This is a genomic window from Kitasatospora sp. NPDC088779, from assembly GCF_040685395.1.
In the GTDB taxonomy this organism is placed as follows: domain Bacteria; phylum Actinomycetota; class Actinomycetes; order Streptomycetales; family Streptomycetaceae; genus Kitasatospora.
On the sequence record NZ_JBFBHW010000087.1, the window covers coordinates 1 to 17,366 of the forward strand.

The window sequence follows — 17,366 nt, forward strand, 5'->3', positions numbered from 1 at the left end:
CCCCACCCCACCACCGGCGACCCCACCCACTACTGGACCACCCTCACCACCGCCGGCGAACTCCTCACCACCACCCCCAACCCCGACCCCCGCCTCAAACCCGCCCTCACCCACTGCCGCACCCAAGCCCAAGCCCAAGCCACCCACGCAACCCACCCATGAACACAGGAAGTCGACCCACCCGACTTCCTGCGCACACCCGCCCCCAACCCCCGCAGAGCCCACCTGCCGCACACCGCCCTGGCTTCGTTCACTTCCAGCAGTAGCGTTTGTCTGCCGGTTTGAGCCGCGGTTGCCGATCTTGAGGACCGTGGATGTTCACGAGAAACAGCAGCAGTCGACAAGGCGGCCCGCCACCCCTTCCGGCGGCGGGCCGTCGAGTCTGCATTCGCCCCACCCACGAGCTCGTGGCGTGGGTTCTCCCGCAGCTGGCCTTCGAGGCAGTTGCTGCCAACGCGGGTAGCTCAGCTGTTGAGGCTGGGTGCGACCTCGCGGGTCATACGGAGGTTGGGCAGCTTTCCTTGCCAAAGCTCTCGCTCGCTCGTGACCTTGAATCCGTGGTGCTGGTAGAAGCGGACCGCGCTGTCGTTGTAATCGGTGGCCCATAGGCATATGGGTGTGGCTCCGGCCCAGGTGAGGAACTCGGTCATCATGCGGCCACCGAGTCCCTGGCCCTGGACGTGTTCCAGCAGATACATCGGTCCGAGAGTGACCACCTCGCCGCGGCGCCCGCAGAGAACGCCGACGATCTCGGTTTCAGAACGGAGAACACGGCAGAACAGCAGATCCGGGTCCTGGTTCGCTGCCTCGATGAACTCCCGCCACTGGTTGATGCCTTCCGCGGTAGCTGACGAGCCGCGGTGCTCACGGATCCAGTCCTCGTCGATCCCCACCTCCGGGTTGGGGTATGTCTGCAGCCAAGCCCTCAGCAGCAACGGCCCCAGCTGCGCGGAGTCGCCCGGACGAGCAGCTTCGATCACGTAAGTCATGGCAACGATCCTCACCGATCACCCACCGTTTCAGACTGCCCAGTCATCCCTGCGACGGAGGCGGAACGCTCAGAGTCGCATGAGCCCGGCGGCGGTCGGCCGGAATCCGCACTGACCGTAGAAGGACTCCAGGTGCGGTTCGTAGTCGACGTGCAGCCACTCGGCACCGCGTGCGCTCGCCTCGTCGGCAGCCGCCCTCACCAACCGGGTCCCGAGCCCCTGCCCGCGGTCGTCCGGGTGCACGGTGGTGTCCAGGACGAAGGCGTGCACACCACCGTCGCCGACGACGTTGACGAATCCGACCAGCCGGTTCCCCCGGCGCGCCGCGATCCAAGCCAGGCTGCGGGCCAGCATCGGCGCGAAGGAGGTCGGCTTGTGATTCGGCCACGACGCGCTGAACAACTCGTCGAGTTCGGCATCCGTCAGCTCAGGACACACCGCCAACACCTCGTCATCGGCCCACGACACATCACTGATCACCATGCAGGGCCAGCCTGCCATGCATCCACGGCCGTGATCGCCGCTCCACTCGTCGCCCGAGACCTCGAAGGCGGCGACCCCGCGCGCGGTCGTCGACGGCGACGGGCCGAGCTGGGCGCAGGAAGTCGGCCCCGCCGACTTCCTGCGCCCGGGCCCTCGCGCCAAGGGCGAGCACCGGCGTCGGCCACCGCACCGCCCGCCACATCCGCCCGCCACATCCGCCCGCCGAATCCGCCCACCCAACCCTATGATGTGATCGCCCTGTTGACGCGCTACCAACAGGAGCTGACCATGTCCTCACCCCTGCCCACCGCCGTTCGTCTGACCGTCGGCCGGCACACCTTCGACGGACTGGCCGCCGGGCCCGCCGACGGGGAGCTCGTCCTGCTGCTGCACGGGTTCCCCGAGTTCGCCGACTGCTGGAGCGCCGAGCTGACCGCGCTGGCCGCGGCCGGCTACCGCGCGGTGGCGGTGGACCAGCGCGGCTACTCCCCCGACGCCCGCCCCTCCGACATCGCGGACTACTCCGTCGAGCTGCTGGTCGCGGACGCGCTGGCCTTCGCCGACGCCCTGGACGCGCCGCGCTTCCACCTGGTCGCCCACGACTGGGGCGGCCTCGTCGCCTGGGCGTTGGCCTCCACCCACCCGGAGCGGCTGCACAGCCTGACCGTGCTCTCCACCCCGCACCCCGAGGCGCTCTACGAGGCCCTGAACAACGACAGCGACCAGCGCGAACGCTCCCAGTACATCAGGGAGTTCCGCCTGCCGGAGCACGTGGCCGAACAGGCCATGCTGGCCGACGACGCGGCCAGGCTGCGCGCGATCTACCGGGGCACGCTGCCGACGGAGCAGGCCGAGTCCAACGTCCGACGGCTGACCGAGCCGGGCGTGCTGACGGCCGGGCTCAACTGGTACCGGGCGATCAACGAGGAACTCCGGGTGCCGGCCGGCGAGATCACCGTCCGCACGCTCTTCGTCTGGGGTACCGAGGACCGCGCTTTGGGCCGCGACGCCGCCGACCTGACGGCCAAGCACGTCAGCGCCCCGTACCGGTTCGTCGCGCTGGAGGGCGCCACCCACTGGCTGCCGGAGGCCGACGCCGAGCGGATCGTGCCGCTGCTCCTGGAGCACCTCGCGGGCTGACCCGGAGCAGTGTTCCCGGCGCGCCGCCCCACCGGCGCGCCGGTTTCGCCGCCCTCAGGCCGTCCTCAGCCCGCCCTGAGCCCGTCCTCGGCGTGTTCCGGGATCGCGCCCAGCTCTCCGCCTGCTCCGCATCCCACAGGAAGCGGGCGCCGAACTCCTTCTCCTCGCCGGGTCCCGCCTCCGTCAACGCGCGCACCAGCGCCGGGCTGTAGACGGCATGGACCCTGAAGTTCACCAGGAACCGACTCTTGATCACGATCCGCACGTAGCGACGGCTGTTGCCCCGATGACGTCCGGCCACGATGACGCAGTCACCGCCGTCGCCCCAGGCCGGCGGCGCGATCCACACCTTCGCCCCCGGCGCGAAGTGCCGCAGCCCCTTGCGGATCTCCGACCCGCCTTCGCCGTGACCGGTCTCCTGAGCGACATTGGCCACGAGGCACACGCCCAGCGGCTCCGGTCCGGTTGCGTCCGTCATGGCAGCCATGATCGCCTGACCGGACGCAGTGGCGCGCGCCCTTTTCCCAGGGCCGGGCCTCCGGGCCGTCGGCCGACGGCGAACGGCTCCGCCCGGGGGGCCACGTCGGCCTCATCCGGGCCGTCCACCCGCAGGGCATTCGTGAGTTGCCCACGCGTCACGACCGGTGTCGTACCGGGTTCCACCCCCACGCAGAAGGCGGTGCCCACAACCGATCACGACGCCACACGGGTCTAGAGGCGGCAGCTGATCTCCATTCCGTCCTCCACGGGGAACGTGACGCTCTGGTAGCCGTTGGCGGGGTCGCGGACGTAGTCGAGGTAGGGCGCGAGGGCCTCCAGGTCGACGTCGTCGGCGACGACGAGGGTGCCGGGCGCGAGGCGTGGTTCGAGGAGTCGCAGGACGGGCAGGCACAGGTCCTTCCAGCCGTCGAGGAGGACGAAGTCCGCGGAGCCGTCGACTGCGGCGAGGGTGTCGCGGGCGTCTCCTTCGAGGACGGTGATCAGGTCGTCCAGTCCCGTCTCGGCGAACGTCCGGCGGGCGGCCGCGGCCTTGGCGGCGCTCAGTTCCGTACTGATCACCCGGCCCGTCCCGTTGTCGCGCACCGCGGCGGCGAGATGGAGCGTGGAGATGCCGAAGGACGTGCCGAACTCGACGACGGTGGCGGGGCGGGTGGCCCGGATCAGGTTGTAGAGGAGGCGGCCGCCCTGGGCGGAAATCGGCATGTACACCTCGGCGTTGGCGTCGGCCTGCTCCTGCGGGCCGAGGGGCGCGGAGTTCTGGGGCCACGCCGCCCGGATCCGCCTGCTGGTCGCCTCGTCCTGCTCGGCATGCCGGAACATCCGGTCGAGGGCGGTGGCGACGCGGGGGTCTTCGAGGGTGTTGGTGGGTGTCATGGGCCTAGACTAGACGCACCGTTGCGTTGCGTCTAGCGGTTCTGGCCTACCCTGGCCCCAGGAGGCAGACATGGAACGAGGAAGTACGGCCGCCGCGGCGGCCGGGTCACAACCGGCGGCACGCCACCACGGCAACCGGCACGGCCGCAGCGAACAGGCCCGGCAGGCAGTGCTGGAGGCGGCCGACGACCTCTTGGTCGAGAAGGGCTTCACCGGCGTCACCATCGAGGGCATCGCCGCCCGGGCGGGCGTCGCCAAGCAGACCGTCTACCGCTGGTGGAAGACCAAGACCGACATCCTCCTGGACGCCTTCCTCCAGGACGCGACCGAAGCCCTGACCCCGCCGGACCACGGCGACCTGGCCCCGGACCTGCGCGCCCACCTGCGCCAACTGGCCCTGTTCCTCACCCGGTCCGACGCGGGCGCCGTCTTCAAGGCCCTCATCGGGCACGCCCAGCACGATCCCGCGTTCGCCGCCGCCCTGCGGTCCGGGTACCTCGACGAACAGCGCCGACGCGACCGGCTCCCGCTGGAACGCGCGGTGGAACGCGGCCAGCTCGCCGCCGGACTCGACATGGCGGCGGAGATCGACCAACTCGTGGGACCGCTCTACCACCGCGTCCTGGTGACGGCGGAACCCGTGGACCAGGCTTTCACCGACCGCCTCGTCGAGGCGTTCCTGCACCGCGCGAACGTAGCCGACGCCGCGGACGCAGCGGACGCAGCGGACGCAGCGGACGCAGCCGACGCACGGAAGCCGGGGAGCAGCTGACTCCGAAGGCGGGCCGGCGGGAGGTGGCCGCGCTCAGTGCCGAGGGGTTGCGGCGTACTGGTCCGACGACAACGCGAACACCCGTACTCGCCGACCGCCGGCGGGACTGACGGTCTCACGGGCCAGCTGCATCCCCAGTTTGGTCATGATCCGTTCGGAGGCGTCGTTGCCCACCTGAGTGATGCTGACGATCCGCTCCAGCCCTCGCTCCTCGAACGCGAACCGCACAGCCGCCGCAGCGGCCTCGGTGGCCAAGCCGCGCCCCCAGTGGGAGCGTCCCAGCCGCCAGCCGACCTCGACCGCCGGCAGTACCTCCGGCAGGAATTCGGGGACCGAGAGGCCGGTGAACCCGGCCAGCTCACCAGTGGACCGGATCTCCACGGCGAACAGGCCGAAGCCCTGTGTCCCCCACTCGCTCTCCCAGGCCTGGATCCCGCCGCGGGTCTGCTGTTCGTCACGGACGCTGCCGTCACGGATCCACCGCATGACCTCGGGGTCGGCATTGACGGCAGCCATGGGCGCGACGTCCTCCTCGCGCCAGCGACGCAGGATCAGACGCGGAGTCTCAAGCGTGACCATCGGATCATTCTGGACCGCCAAGGGGCTCTCCGCCATCCGCCGCTGCCCACCGCCGATCGTCGCGCCCGCTGCGCGACGGCCCGCGGGAGCGGAGCGGCGGGCCCGGACACCAGCCGTGTCCGGGCCCGCCGAGAACCGCACCGCCGAACCGCACCGCAGCCCTGCACCGCCGAACCGCGCCGCCGGATCAGTGCGCGGCGGCCTCCCAGTTGGCGCCGACGCCCACCGAGACGTCCAGCGGGGCGCGCAGCGGGTAGGCGCCGGCCATCTGCTCGCGGACGATCGCCTCGACCTGCTCGCGCTCGCCCGGCGTCAGCTCCAGCACGATTTCGTCGTGCACCTGGAGCAGCATCCGGGAGGTGAGGCCGGCGGCGCGCAGCGCCTCGTCCACCCGCAGCATGGCGATCTTGACGATGTCGGCGGCCGAGCCCTGGATCGGGGCGTTGAGGGCCATCCGCTCCGCCATCTCGCGGCGCTGGCGGTTGTCGCTGTTGAGGTCCGGCAGGTAGCGGCGGCGGCCGAGCAGCGTCTCGGTGTAGCCGGTGGCGCGGGCCTCGTCGACGACCCGGCGCAGGTAGTCGCGGACGCCGCCGAAGCGCTCGAAGTAGGTGTCCATCAGGCCCTGGGCCTCGCCGGGCTTGATGCCGAGCTGCTGCGAGAGCCCGTACGCGGACAGCCCGTAGGCGAGGCCGTAGGACATCGCCTTGATCTTGCGGCGCATCTCGGCGTCCACCGCGGTGCCCGGGACCTCGAAGACCTGGGAGGCGACGGTGGTGTGCAGGTCCTCGCCGGTGGCGAAGGCCTCCAACAGGGCCTCGTCCTCGGAGAGGTGGGCCATGATGCGCAGTTCGATCTGCGAGTAGTCGGCGGTGAGCAGCGACTCGTAGCCCTCGCCGACGACGAAGGCGCGGCGGATGGCGCGGCCCTCCTCGGTGCGGACGGGGATGTTCTGCAGGTTCGGGTCCTGCGAGGAGAGCCGACCGGTGGCGGCGACCATCTGGTTGAAGGTGGTGTGGATGCGGCCCTTGGGCGAGACCGTCTTGAGCAGGCCCTCGACGGTGGTGCGCAGCTTGGCCTGGTCGCGGTGGCGCAGCAGGATGACCGGCAGTTCGTTGTCGGTCTGGGTGGCGAGCCAGGTGAGCGCGTCGGCGTCGGTGGTGTAGCCGGTCTTGATCTTCTTGGTCTTGGGGAGGGCGAGCTCGCCGAAGAGGATCTCCTGGAGCTGCTTGGGCGAGCCGAGGTTGAACTCGCGCCCGGCGGCGGCGTGCGCCTCCTCGACCACGCGCTGGATCTCGGTGGCGAACTGCGTCTCCAGGCTGGTGAGCCAGGGGCGGTCGGCGGCGATGCCGGTGCGCTCCATCCGGGCCAGCAGGGCGGCGATCGGCAGCTCCATGTCGCGCAGCAGCCCGGTGGCGCCGACCTCGGCGAGGCGGGTGTCGAAGAGCGCGGCGAGGTCGAGGACGGCGCGGGCCTGGAGCATGAGTGCCTGGGCGCCTGCCGCCGGGTCCTCCTCCGGGGCGTCGAAGGCGAGTTGGCCGTCCTCGGTGGCGGGGGCGGGGGTGAGCGAGCGGGCCAGGTACTCCTCGGCGAGCACCTCCAGGGTGAAGGTGCGGCGGCCGGGCTTCTCCAGGTAGGCGGCGAGGGCGGTGTCGGCGACGACACCCTCGATGGCCCAGCCGCGCTCGGCGAAGGCCCGCATGACCTGCTTGGCGATGTGCAGGGCCTTGGGGGCGGCCGGGTCGGCGAGCCAGGCGGCGAAGGCCCGCTCGTCCTCCTCGGCGAGCTGCGCCGGGTCGAACCAGGCGGCGGACTCCCCTGCGGCCAGGGCGACTTCGGTGACCTCGCCGGTGCCGAGCGCCCACTGGTAGACGGCGGCGAGGGCGACCGGGGCCTTGGTGTCGGCAGCGTGCTCGCGCAGCCAGCCGGCCAGCGTGCCCGGGTCGGTGAGGAGTTCGCCGTCGACCTCGACGCCGGGGGCGAGTTCGGCCGCGGCCTCCTCCTCGCCGCCGGCCGGGTCGATGCCGTGGACGCGGTCGCGGAAGTTGGCGTTGCGGAACTCCAGCGACTCCATCAGCGTGCCGACGGCGGCCTTGTCGAACGGCGCGCGGGCCAGGTCGCCGACGCCGAGCGGGAGTTCGACGTCGCGGACGAGCTCGGTGAGGACGCGGTTGCGCTTGACCGAGTCGAGGTGTTCGCGCAGCTTCTCGCCGATCTTGCCCTTCACCTCGTCGGCGCGGGAGACGAGTTCGTCGAAGGAGCCGAACTGGTTGACCCACTTGGCGGCGGTCTTCTCGCCGACGCCGGGGATGCCGGGCAGGTTGTCGGACGGGTCGCCGCGCAGGGCGGCGAGGTCCGGGTACTGGCGCGGGGTGACGCCGTACTTCTCGGCGACCTTCTCCGGGGTGTAGCGGGTGAGCTCGGAGACGCCCTTGGTCGGGTAGAGCACGGTGATGTGGTCGGTGACCAGTTGGAGGGAGTCGCGGTCGCCGGTGACGATGTCGACGTCGTAGCCGGCCGCCTCGGCGGCGGTGGCCAGGGTGGCGATGATGTCGTCGGCCTCGAAGCCCTCGGCCGTCAGCCGGGGGACGTTCATCGCGTCGAGCAGTTCGCCGATCAGGCCGATCTGGCTGCGGAACTCGTCCGGCGTCTTGGCGCGGTTGGCCTTGTAGTCGGGGAACTCGACGGAGCGGAAGGTCTGCCGGGAGAGGTCGAAGGCGACGGCGAGGTGGGTGGGCTGCTCGTCCCGGACGGTGTTGGCGAGCATCGAGGCGAAGCCGTAGACCGCGTTGGTGGGCTGGCCGGTGGAGGTGTTGAAGTTCTCCACGGGCAGGGCGTAGAAGGCCCGGTAGGCCATCGAGTGCCCGTCGAGCAGCATCAGCCGGGGCCGCGGGCCGGCCCCGCCGCCACCCGTCGCGCCCTTGTCCGTACTCTGCGTAGCCACGTCAACGTCCCGTTCCTGCCGATTCCACTACCGGCCACCGATCCTATGGCCCGGCACCGACAAAAGGGGCGCCGTGCCGATCGGGCGCCGTGCCGATCGGGCGCGGGGCCCGTCGGGCGCGGGCGGCGGGGGCGCGCCGGGGGCCGCCGTGCCCGGGGCGTCCGTTGACACGCCCCGGCCCCGGACACGCCCCGACCCCGGACACGGCCGCTACCGCCGAGTAGGACGGTCGTACGATCACAGGCAGCACGATGACGATCCCCGAGCGGCAGGAGTTCCCCATGACCGACGCGGCCCCCGACGCGGCCCCCGTCCTGAAGGTCCCGCAGGACGTGCTGGACCACTTCGCCAAGCTCGGCGTCGACCCGCAGACCTTCTCCGGCGGCGCCCTCGGCGAGAAGCTCGGCATCCGGATCGTCGAGGCCTCCGGCGACCGGGTGGTCGGCACCATGCCGGTGGAGGGCAACCAGCAGCCGTACGGGCTGCTGCACGGCGGCGCGTCCGCGGCGCTGGCCGAGACGCTGGGCTCGATCGGCGCGATGCTGCACGCGGGCCCCGGCCGGTACGCGGTCGGGGTGGACCTCAACGCCACCCACCACCGCTCGGCCACCTCCGGGCTGGTCACCGGGGTGGCGACGGCGGTGTTCAAGGGCCGCACCGCCGCCACGTACGAGATCGCGATCACCGACGACACCGGCAAGCGGGTCACCAGCTGCCGGCTGACCTGCATGCTGCGCGACCTCTGACCCCGCGCCGGGACCCTTCCCGGTGCCGACGGATCATCAAATCCCTTGACCGCCCCCTTGTTTGACCTTCCGCCACCCTGGGCAGGCGTTGGTCTGGACAAGGGGGCGGCGGCATGTCCGGGCGCGGCCGACGCGGCAGCATGCCCGGAATCCGCGCAGGTAACGCTACGTAACAAGTAGGAAATCCGAGCAATGGCCCGCTCCGAGGCTCGCAGGCGGCCCGGAGTTCCTTCGCCATGCCCTCGCTGTCCGAAATCCGGACGAGCATGACCGGAACAAGTGAATCGGACACGGGCGTCCGACTATCGACCAAGCCAGCTGCAACCCCCATTTCCGGCCCTTACATCGCCCCAACAGCCCCTAAACGCCCTACATCGGCGGATCGCTCGCGCCAAAACGACCACATGTTGAGACAACTGCTCTGTGTGCTCATAACAAGAGAATCACAGCCTCGCCACACCACTGCCCGAGTCGCCCAGAGGCATCTAGAGTCACGGCCAGTCACCGCGCCAACGGATTGGGCCCGGCCCTCCGCGCATCCCGGCTCCCGCCAACTCAGGCGCGGCGCCTCCCGAACCGAAGGGGACCCTCGTGCGTCACCGTTCCGCAATTGTCGTGAGCATTGCCGTGATCGGCGCCCTGAGCCTCAGCGCGTGCGGCTCCCGCGACGACAAGAAGTCCGCCGACGGAGGCAGCGGCAACAGCGGCTCCGCCACCACCGTCACCATCGGCATCGACGCCCCGCTCACCGGCGACCTCTCCGCCATCGGCATCGGCATCCGCAACTCCGTCGACCTCGCGGTCAAGAAGGCCAACGAGCAGAACGAGGTCCCCGGCGTCAAGTTCCAGGTCAAGGCCCTCGACGACACCGCCAAGCCCGGCCCCGGCCAGCAGAACGCCACCCAGCTCGTCGCCGACAACAGCGTCCTCGGCGTCGTCGGCCCGCTCAACTCCAGCGTCGCCCAGTCGATGCAGCAGATCTTCAACGACGCCAACCTCGTCGAGATCTCCCCCGCCAACACCGGCGTCGCCCTCAGCCAGGGCGAGAAGTGGGTCACCGGCGAGAAGAAGCGCCCCTTCAAGACCTACTTCCGCACCGCCACCACCGACGCCGTCCAGGGCCCCTTCGCCGCCCAGTTCCTCGCCAAGGACGCCAAGAAGTCCAAGGTCTTCCTCATCGACGACCAGAAGACCTACGGCGCCGGCCTCGCCGCCACCTTCAAGGCCGAATTCACCAAGCAGGGCGGCAACATCGTCGGCGAGGAGCACGTCAACCCCGACGACCGCGACTTCTCCGCCATCGTCACCAAGGTCAAGACCTCCGGCGCCGAAGCCGTCTACTACGGCGGCGAGTACCCCGCCGCCGGCCCGCTCTCCCTCCAGCTCAAGGACGCCGGCGTCAACATCCCGCTGATGGGCGGCGACGGCATGCAGAGCGCCGACTTCATCAAGCTCAACCCCAAGAGCGCCGGCGACTACGCCACCGCCGTCGGCGGCGCCGTCGAGCAACTCCCCACCGCCGCCAAGTTCATCGCCGACTACAAGGCCGCCGGCTACAAGGACCCCTACGAGACCTACGGCGGCTACTCCTACGACAGCGGCTGGGCCATCATCCAGGCCGTCAAGGCCGTCGCCGCCGCCAACAACGGCAAGCTGCCCGCCAACCCGCGCGCCGCCGTCGTCGACGCCGTCCAGAAGGTCTCCTTCGACGGCGTCACCGGCAAGGTCTCCTTCGACGAGTTCGGCGACACCACCAACAAGCAACTCACCGTCTACACCGTCAAGGACGGCAAGTGGACCGTGGAGAAGACCGGCACCTTCAACGGCTGAGCCTCCAGCGGCTGGGCCTTCAACGGCTGAGCCCTCGACAGCTGGGCCTCCAGCGGCTCAGCCCTCGACGGCTGAACCTCAACCGCTGAGCCGGCCCGCACCACCTTCCAGCAGCACAGCGCGCGGGGGCGCCACGAGTGCCCCCGCGCGCCCCCACATCCACCACCCACGCGGACAACCCCGAACGCACTACGGAGGCCCAGCGGTGCACGACCTACCGCAGCAGCTGGCCAACGGCCTGATCCTCGGCGCCCTCTACGGACTCGTCGCGATCGGCTACACGATGGTCTACGGCATCGTCCAGCTCATCAACTTCGCCCACGGCGAGATCGTCATGGTCGGCGGCTTCGGCGCCCTGACCGCCTACCTCGCCCTCCCCGGCGGCACCACCCTGTGGCTGGCCCTGCCGCTCATGCTGATCGCCGGCATCCTGGTCTCCACCCTCACCGCCGTCGCCGCCGAGCGCTTCGCCTACCGGCCCCTGCGCAACGCCCCCCGACTCGCCCCCCTCATCACCGCGATCGGGCTGTCCATCTTCCTCCAGCAACTCGTCTTCTCCTTCTACCCCGACGCCAAGAAGGCCCGGGTCTTCCCCAAGATCCCCGGCGACCCCTTCAGCCTCGGCTCCGTCACCATCCAGCGCAGCGACCTCTTCCTGCTCATCGCCGCCCCGCTGTGCATGCTCGCCCTCGGCTGGTTCGTCACCCGCACCCGCTCCGGCCGCGCCATGCAGGCCACCAGCCAGGACCCCGACACCGCCAAGCTCATGGGCATCGACACCGACCGCATCATCGTCATGGCCTTCGCCATCGGCGCCGCGTTCGCCGCCGTCGCCGCCGTCGCCTACGGACTGCGCAGCGGCCAGGTCGACTTCCGCATGGGCTTCATCCTCGGCCTCAAGGCCTTCACCGCCGCCGTCCTCGGCGGCATCGGCAACATCTACGGAGCCATGCTCGGCGGCATCGCCCTCGGCCTCGCCGAAAGCCTCGCCACCGGCTACATCCAGCACCTCCCCGGCATGCACCTCTTCGGAGGCGGCGCCTGGAAGGACGTCTGGGCCTTCGTACTCCTCATCCTCGTGCTCCTCGTCCGGCCCCAGGGCCTGCTCGGCGAGCGCGTCGCGGACAGGGCGTGACCACCATGACCACCACCACCGAAACCACCCCGGTCATCCCCCTGCCGGCCCGCGCCGCCACCGCCCTCACCGGCCTCGGCGCCCTCACCACCGCCGCCTCCGCCGCCCTCCCCTGGACCTGGACCTCCGACTTCCCCGGCGACCTCACCTACACCGGCTCACCCGCCGGCCTCCAATGGCTCGCCCTCGCCGCCGGACTCCTCACCCTCCTCCTGCTCCTCGCCACCCACGGCACCCCCGGCCTGCGCTGGGCCGCCCCCACCCGCAGCCACAACGCCGTCCTCTACACCGCCACCGGCGCCCTCGCCGTCAGCGTCTTCTCCGTCGCCGCCATCGCCACCGAACTCGGCGGCCTCGCCAACCTCGAAGCCGGCGGCTGGATCCTCGCCGCCGGCGGCCTCCTCACCGTCCTCGGCGCCCTCGGCCTCCCCCTCGACCGCCTCACCCGCGTCCCGCTGCGCATCCTCGACAAGCGCCTCTTCCTGCTCGTCCCCGTCGCCCCCGCCGGCTGGTTCGCCGCCCACGCCATCCCCGGCGACCAGCCCGTCGCCCCCGTGATGACCGCCCTCGCGGGAGCCCTCGCCATCGCCGCCGGCGTCGTCCTGCTGCTCCAGCTCGGCCACCTCGCCCACACCTGGCTGCGCCTGGGCACCGTGGACCGGCCCCTGCCCGCGCCGCGCCAACTCCCCTCCTGGGCCGAAGTCCTGATCATCGTCCTGGCCTTCGGCCTCGGACTGTTCACGATCACCTTCGGCATCGACACCGAGTACGGCGAACTCTTCATCGGCTACCTGCTGCTCGCCGCCCTCGTCGTCCCCGCCCTCACCCGGTCCGGCCTGCTCGCCCGGCTGCGCGCCCTGACCGTCAAGCACCGCCCCGTCACCACCGGCGCCGCCTTCGCCGCCGCCGCCAGCTTCCCCTTCACCCAGACGAGCGACCAGTACACGTCCGTCGCCACCAACATCCTGATCTTCGCCACCGTCGCCCTCGGCCTCAACATCGTCGTCGGCCTCGCCGGCCTGCTCGACCTCGGCTACGTCGCCTTCCTCGGCGTCGGCGCCTATGCCGCCGCCCTGGTCTCCGGCTCCCCCGCCTCCCCCATCCACGTCCAGTTCCCGTTCTGGGCCGCGATGCTCACCGGCGCCGCCGTCTCCATGGTCTTCGGCGTCCTCATCGGCGCCCCCACGCTGCGCCTGCGCGGCGACTACCTCGCCATCGTCACCCTCGGCTTCGGCGAGATCTTCCGCATCACCATGCTCAACCTCAACGGCACCACCGGCCCCAAGGTCACCAACGGCTCCAACGGCATCCCCCGGATCCCCGACCTGGAGATCCTCGGCTTCGACCTCGGCAAGCCGCACACCGTCGCCGGCATCGAACTCGGCCGCTTCTCCAACTACTACCTGCTGATGCTCCTCGTCACCGCCCTGGTCGTGCTCGTCTTCGCCCGGGTCGGCAACTCCCGCATCGGCCGCGCCTGGGTCGCCATCCGCGAGGACGAGACCGCCGCCGAGGCCATGGGCATCAACGGCTTCCGCCTCAAGCTCCTCGCCTTCGCCCTCGGCGCCTGCCTCGCCGGCCTCGCCGGCACCGTCCAGGCCCACGTCAGCTACACCGTCACCCCCGACCAGTACACCTTCGCCGAGGCCCTCCCGCCCAACTCCGCGTTCCTGCTCGCCGCCGTCATCCTCGGCGGCATGGGCACCATCAGCGGGCCCCTCGCCGGCGCCACCCTCCTCTTCCTCATCCCCAAGAAGCTCGAATTCCTCTCCGACTACCAGCTGCTCGCCTTCGGCGCCGCCCTCATCATCCTGATGCGCGTCCGCCCCGAGGGCCTCATCCCCAACCGGCGCCGCCAACTGGAGTTCCACGAGGCCGCCATCCCGGCCCAGCCCGCCGGCGACGGCGCCGCACTCACCAAGGCAGGGGCGTGACCACCCAGATGACCACCACCGCCACACCCCTGCTCGAAGTCACCGGCGTCACCATGCGCTTCGGCGGCCTCACCGCCGTCAACGACGTCAGCCTCACCGTCGGCGAAGGCGAGATCATCGGCCTCATCGGCCCCAACGGCGCCGGCAAGACCACCTTCTTCAACTGCCTCACCGGCCTCTACGTCCCCACCGAGGGCGCCGTCCGCTACCGCGGCACCCTCCTGCCGCCCAAGCCCCACCTCGTCACCCAGGCCGGCATCGCCCGCACCTTCCAGAACATCCGGCTCTTCGCCAACATGACCGTCCTGGAGAACGTCCTCGTCGGCCGCCACACCCGCACCAAGGAAGGCATCTTCTCCGCCATCCTCCGCGGCCCCGGCTACCACCGCGCCGAAAACGAGAGCCGCGAGAAGGCCATGGAACTCCTCGCCTTCACCGGCCTCGCCGACAAGGCCGACCACCTCGCCCGCAACCTCCCCTACGGCGAACAGCGCAAGCTGGAGATCGCCCGCGCCCTCGCCTCCGACCCCGGCCTCCTGCTGCTCGACGAACCCACCGCCGGCATGAACCCCCAGGAGACCCGCGCGGCCGAGGAACTCGTCTTCGCCATCCGCGACCAGGGCGTCTCGATCCTCGTCATCGAGCACGACATGCGCTTCATCTTCAACCTCTGCGACCGCACCGCCGTCCTCGTCCAGGGCCAGAAGATCGTCGAAGGCGACCGCGAAACCGTCCAGAACGACGAACGCGTCATCACCGCCTACCTCGGCGCCCCGCTCGAAGGCACCACCCCCGCAGTCGCGGAGACCGTTACGGAGACCGACCAGTGACCGCACTCCTCGAGGTCGAGGACCTCCGCGTCGCCTACGGCAAGATCGAAGCCGTCAAGGGCATCAGCTTCACCGTCAACCAGGGCGAGGTCACCACCCTCATCGGCACCAACGGCGCCGGCAAGACCACCACCCTGCGCACCCTCTCCGGGCTCCTCAAACCCACCGCCGGACGCATCGCCTTCGACGGCCAGGACCTCACCACCGTCCCCGCGCACAAGATCGTCGCCCTCGGCCTCGCCCACTCCCCCGAAGGCCGGCACATCTTCCCCCGCATGACCATCGAGGAGAACCTCCTCCTCGGCGCCTTCCTGCGCACCGACACCGCCGGCATCACCGCCGACGTCGACCGCGCCTACGACCTCTTCCCCATCCTCGGAGAACGCCGCCGCCAGGCCGCCGGCACCCTCTCCGGCGGTGAACAGCAGATGCTCGCCATGGGGCGGGCCCTGATGTCCCAGCCCAAACTGCTCATGCTCGACGAGCCGTCCATGGGCCTGTCGCCGCTGATGATGCAGAAGATCATGGCGACCATCATCGAGCTCAAGGCCGCCGGCACGACCATCCTGCTCGTCGAACAGAACGCCCAGGCCGCCCTCTCCCTCTCCGACCGCGGCTACGTCATGGAGACCGGCCGCATCGTCCTCTCCGGGACGGGCGCCGACCTCCTGCACGACGAGTCCGTCCGCAAGGCCTACCTCGGCGAGGACTGACACCTCCACGCATCCACGCCTCCACGCACGGAGGGCCCGGCAGACGAGATCTGCCGGGCCCTCCTCGCGTCCGTCTACTCGGACGCGTCCTCGTCCGCCTTCTTGCGGTCCTGGGCCGCGCCCTCCTCGATGACCGCCTCGGCCACCGCGGCCATCGTCATCCGACGGTCCATCGACGTCTTCTGGATCCACCGGAACGCCGCCGGCTCGGTCAGCCCGAACTTCGTCTGCAGCACGCCCTTCGCCCGGTCCACCAGCTTCCGGGTCTCCAGCCGCTGGGTGAGATCCGCGATCTCCTCCTCCAGCGTCCGCATCTCGGTGTACCGCGACACCGCCATCTCGATCGCCGGCACCAGATCCGCCTTGCTGAACGGCTTCACGATGTACGCCATCGCCCCGGCGTCCCGCGCCCGGTCCACCAGCTCCCGCTGCGAGAACGCCGTCAGCATCAGAACCGGCGCCAGGTGCTTCTCGTGGATCTGCTCGGCGGCGGAGAGCCCGTCCAGCACCGGCATCTTCACATCGAAGATCGCGAGGTCCGGCCGAAGCTCCTCCACCAGCTTCACCGCCGTGGCCCCGTCCCCGGCCTCACCGACGACGGTGTACCCCTCCTCTTCGAGCATCTCCTTGAGGTCGAGGCGGATCAGCGCCTCATCCTCGGCGATCACAATCCGGGTGATCTGGGGCGAATCGGTCTCAAGCGGCTGTGCCTGCTCGTCGGCGGTGCTCACGGGGCTCCTAGTTCCGGCGGGGTACTGCATGCACGAGGGTACCTAGCTGCGCCCAACAGCGCTCACAGGGTATCCTTCACGGGCGCGAACTTGCCGGGTTGGTGGAAGGGCAGACACGATCGCCTCAAAAGCGATTGCTCGAAAGGGCGTGTGGGTTCGAATCCCACACTCGGCACCATATTTTTCCTCATATTCCCAGACTGTGGGAAATTCACCTCATCTAGTGGATCACGTCAAAAGCATCCGCTATCCGTCCTGACGCGCCCCAGTCTGACGCACATGACATCTCTCTCCGTGCGCGAACAAGCCGTACACCTCCTCCGTCGAGGTGTACGCAATGCCGATGTCGCCCGACGACTCCGGGTCTCTCCTGGCACGGTCTCCTGGTGGAAGCATCAAGACCTCGCCAAATGCCACCAGCTCCCCGGCCGCAAGCGTTCCACGTGCATGCACTGCTACGGCGACGACCTGAACCGCCCCGCCTATGCCTATCTGCTGGGCCTCTACCTCGGCGACGGCCACATCCTGCTCCCCAACGAGTACCGCAGGACTCAGAGCCTTCAGATCACCTGTGACAACAAGTGGCCCGGGATCACGGACTCCGTCGAACAGGCCATGCGCCTGGTCTTTCCGAGGAACAGTGCCTGCCGAGTCCAGCGAACCGGCTGTCACGACGTCAAGCTCTACTCAAATCACCTGACCTGCCACTTCCCCCAGCACGGCCCCGGCAAGAAGCACGAGCGCACCATAGCCCTGGAGCCCTGGCAGCGGGAGATCGTCGACGCCCACCCCTGGGAGTTCCTGCGCGGCCTGATCCACTCCGACGGCTGCCGCATCACCAACTGGACGACGCGAACGGTCGGCGGCGTCAAGAAGCGCTACGAGTACCCGCGTTACTTCTTCACCAACACCTCGACCGACATCATCGGCCTCGTCACCGCCACCCTCGACGCCGTCGGCGTCCAGTGGAAGGCCGCGGCCCGGCCGACCGGTGCCACCAACGTCTCCGTCGCCAGCAAGGAGTCCGTCGCCCTCATGGACGCCCACATCGGCCCCAAGCACTGACAGCGGCGGGGGGGGGGGGGCCGGGGGGGGGCGGGCCGCCCGGGGGGGGGGGGGGGGGGGCCCCGGGGGGGGGGGGGGGGGGTGGGGGGGGGGGGGGGGGCGGC

Annotated in this window: 15 protein-coding genes and 1 tRNA gene; 10 read left to right on the forward strand and 6 right to left on the reverse strand. The window is 70.3% G+C overall.

Features of this window, described 5'->3' with window-relative positions; genetic code table 11:
- Positions 1-464: 464 nt before the first annotated feature.
- Both AB0P03_RS39540 and AB0P03_RS39545 read right to left on the reverse strand, forming a co-directional pair.
- Positions 465-989: a GNAT family N-acetyltransferase gene (locus AB0P03_RS39540; protein ID WP_363633555.1), complete on the reverse strand. Its 525-nt coding sequence runs from the start codon at positions 987-989 to the stop codon at positions 465-467.
- A gap of 69 nt (positions 990-1,058) precedes the next feature.
- Positions 1,059-1,472 (reverse strand): GNAT family N-acetyltransferase, encoded by a 414-nt coding sequence (locus AB0P03_RS39545; protein WP_363633556.1) that lies wholly within the window; start codon positions 1,470-1,472, stop codon positions 1,059-1,061.
- A 288-nt stretch (positions 1,473-1,760) separates the two neighbouring features.
- Here AB0P03_RS39545 and AB0P03_RS39550 point away from each other — a divergent pair, with 288 nt between their 5' ends.
- Positions 1,761-2,612, forward strand: coding sequence for an alpha/beta hydrolase (locus tag AB0P03_RS39550; RefSeq protein ID WP_363633558.1), 852 nt, complete (start codon positions 1,761-1,763; stop codon positions 2,610-2,612).
- Between the two features lie 711 nt (positions 2,613-3,323).
- On the opposite strand, the gene AB0P03_RS39555 is transcribed toward AB0P03_RS39550, so the two are convergent.
- Positions 3,324-3,986: a class I SAM-dependent methyltransferase gene (locus AB0P03_RS39555; protein WP_363633559.1), complete on the reverse strand. Its 663-nt coding sequence runs from the start codon at positions 3,984-3,986 to the stop codon at positions 3,324-3,326.
- Positions 3,987-4,056: 70 nt separating this feature from the next.
- Here AB0P03_RS39555 and AB0P03_RS39560 point away from each other — a divergent pair, with 70 nt between their 5' ends.
- The gene (locus tag AB0P03_RS39560) at positions 4,057-4,758 is read left to right on the forward strand and encodes a TetR/AcrR family transcriptional regulator (RefSeq protein ID WP_363633561.1); all 702 of its coding nucleotides are present in this window, start codon (positions 4,057-4,059) and stop codon (positions 4,756-4,758) included.
- Positions 4,759-4,791: 33 nt separating this feature from the next.
- Here AB0P03_RS39560 and AB0P03_RS39565 read toward each other — a convergent pair whose 3' ends face one another.
- Both AB0P03_RS39565 and polA read right to left on the reverse strand, forming a co-directional pair.
- Positions 4,792-5,337, reverse strand: a complete 546-nt coding sequence (locus AB0P03_RS39565; protein ID WP_363633562.1) for a GNAT family N-acetyltransferase — start codon at positions 5,335-5,337, stop codon at positions 4,792-4,794.
- Positions 5,338-5,524: 187 nt separating this feature from the next.
- Positions 5,525-8,212, reverse strand: a complete 2,688-nt coding sequence (gene polA, locus AB0P03_RS39570) for a DNA polymerase I (RefSeq protein WP_363633565.1) — start codon at positions 8,210-8,212, stop codon at positions 5,525-5,527.
- 347 nt (positions 8,213-8,559) lie between these two features.
- Here polA and AB0P03_RS39575 point away from each other — a divergent pair, with 347 nt between their 5' ends.
- The 6 genes from AB0P03_RS39575 (at position 8,560) to AB0P03_RS39600 (ending at position 15,466) form a co-directional block, all read left to right on the forward strand.
- On the forward strand, positions 8,560-9,024 hold the full coding sequence (locus AB0P03_RS39575; protein WP_363368771.1) for a hotdog fold thioesterase: 465 nt from the start codon (positions 8,560-8,562) through the stop codon (positions 9,022-9,024).
- 591 nt (positions 9,025-9,615) lie between these two features.
- Entirely contained in the window at positions 9,616-10,854 is a 1,239-nt protein-coding gene (locus AB0P03_RS39580; protein ID WP_363588910.1) for a branched-chain amino acid ABC transporter substrate-binding protein, read from the forward strand.
- 205 nt (positions 10,855-11,059) lie between these two features.
- The gene (locus tag AB0P03_RS39585) at positions 11,060-11,989 is read left to right on the forward strand and encodes a branched-chain amino acid ABC transporter permease (protein ID WP_063347149.1); all 930 of its coding nucleotides are present in this window, start codon (positions 11,060-11,062) and stop codon (positions 11,987-11,989) included.
- 5 nt (positions 11,990-11,994) lie between these two features.
- Entirely contained in the window at positions 11,995-13,923 is a 1,929-nt protein-coding gene (locus AB0P03_RS39590; protein ID WP_363633567.1) for a branched-chain amino acid ABC transporter permease, read from the forward strand.
- Between the two features lie 8 nt (positions 13,924-13,931).
- A complete protein-coding gene (locus tag AB0P03_RS39595; RefSeq protein WP_363588927.1) occupies positions 13,932-14,753 on the forward strand; it encodes an ABC transporter ATP-binding protein in 822 nt (273 codons plus the stop codon).
- Entirely contained in the window at positions 14,750-15,466 is a 717-nt protein-coding gene (locus AB0P03_RS39600; RefSeq protein WP_350881732.1) for an ABC transporter ATP-binding protein, read from the forward strand. Before AB0P03_RS39595 ends, AB0P03_RS39600 begins: the two co-directional genes overlap by 4 nt.
- Positions 15,467-15,540: 74 nt before the next feature.
- Here AB0P03_RS39600 and AB0P03_RS39605 read toward each other — a convergent pair whose 3' ends face one another.
- The gene (locus AB0P03_RS39605) at positions 15,541-16,227 is read right to left on the reverse strand and encodes a response regulator (protein ID WP_363633563.1); all 687 of its coding nucleotides are present in this window, start codon (positions 16,225-16,227) and stop codon (positions 15,541-15,543) included.
- Positions 16,228-16,289: 62 nt separating this feature from the next.
- On the opposite strand from AB0P03_RS39605, the gene AB0P03_RS39610 reads away from it, so the two are divergent.
- Positions 16,290-16,375 (forward strand) — tRNA-Leu (locus AB0P03_RS39610).
- Between the two features lie 101 nt (positions 16,376-16,476).
- On the forward strand, positions 16,477-17,262 hold the full coding sequence (locus AB0P03_RS39615) for a helix-turn-helix domain-containing protein (protein ID WP_363633564.1): 786 nt from the start codon (positions 16,477-16,479) through the stop codon (positions 17,260-17,262).
- Positions 17,263-17,366 lie beyond the last annotated feature (104 nt).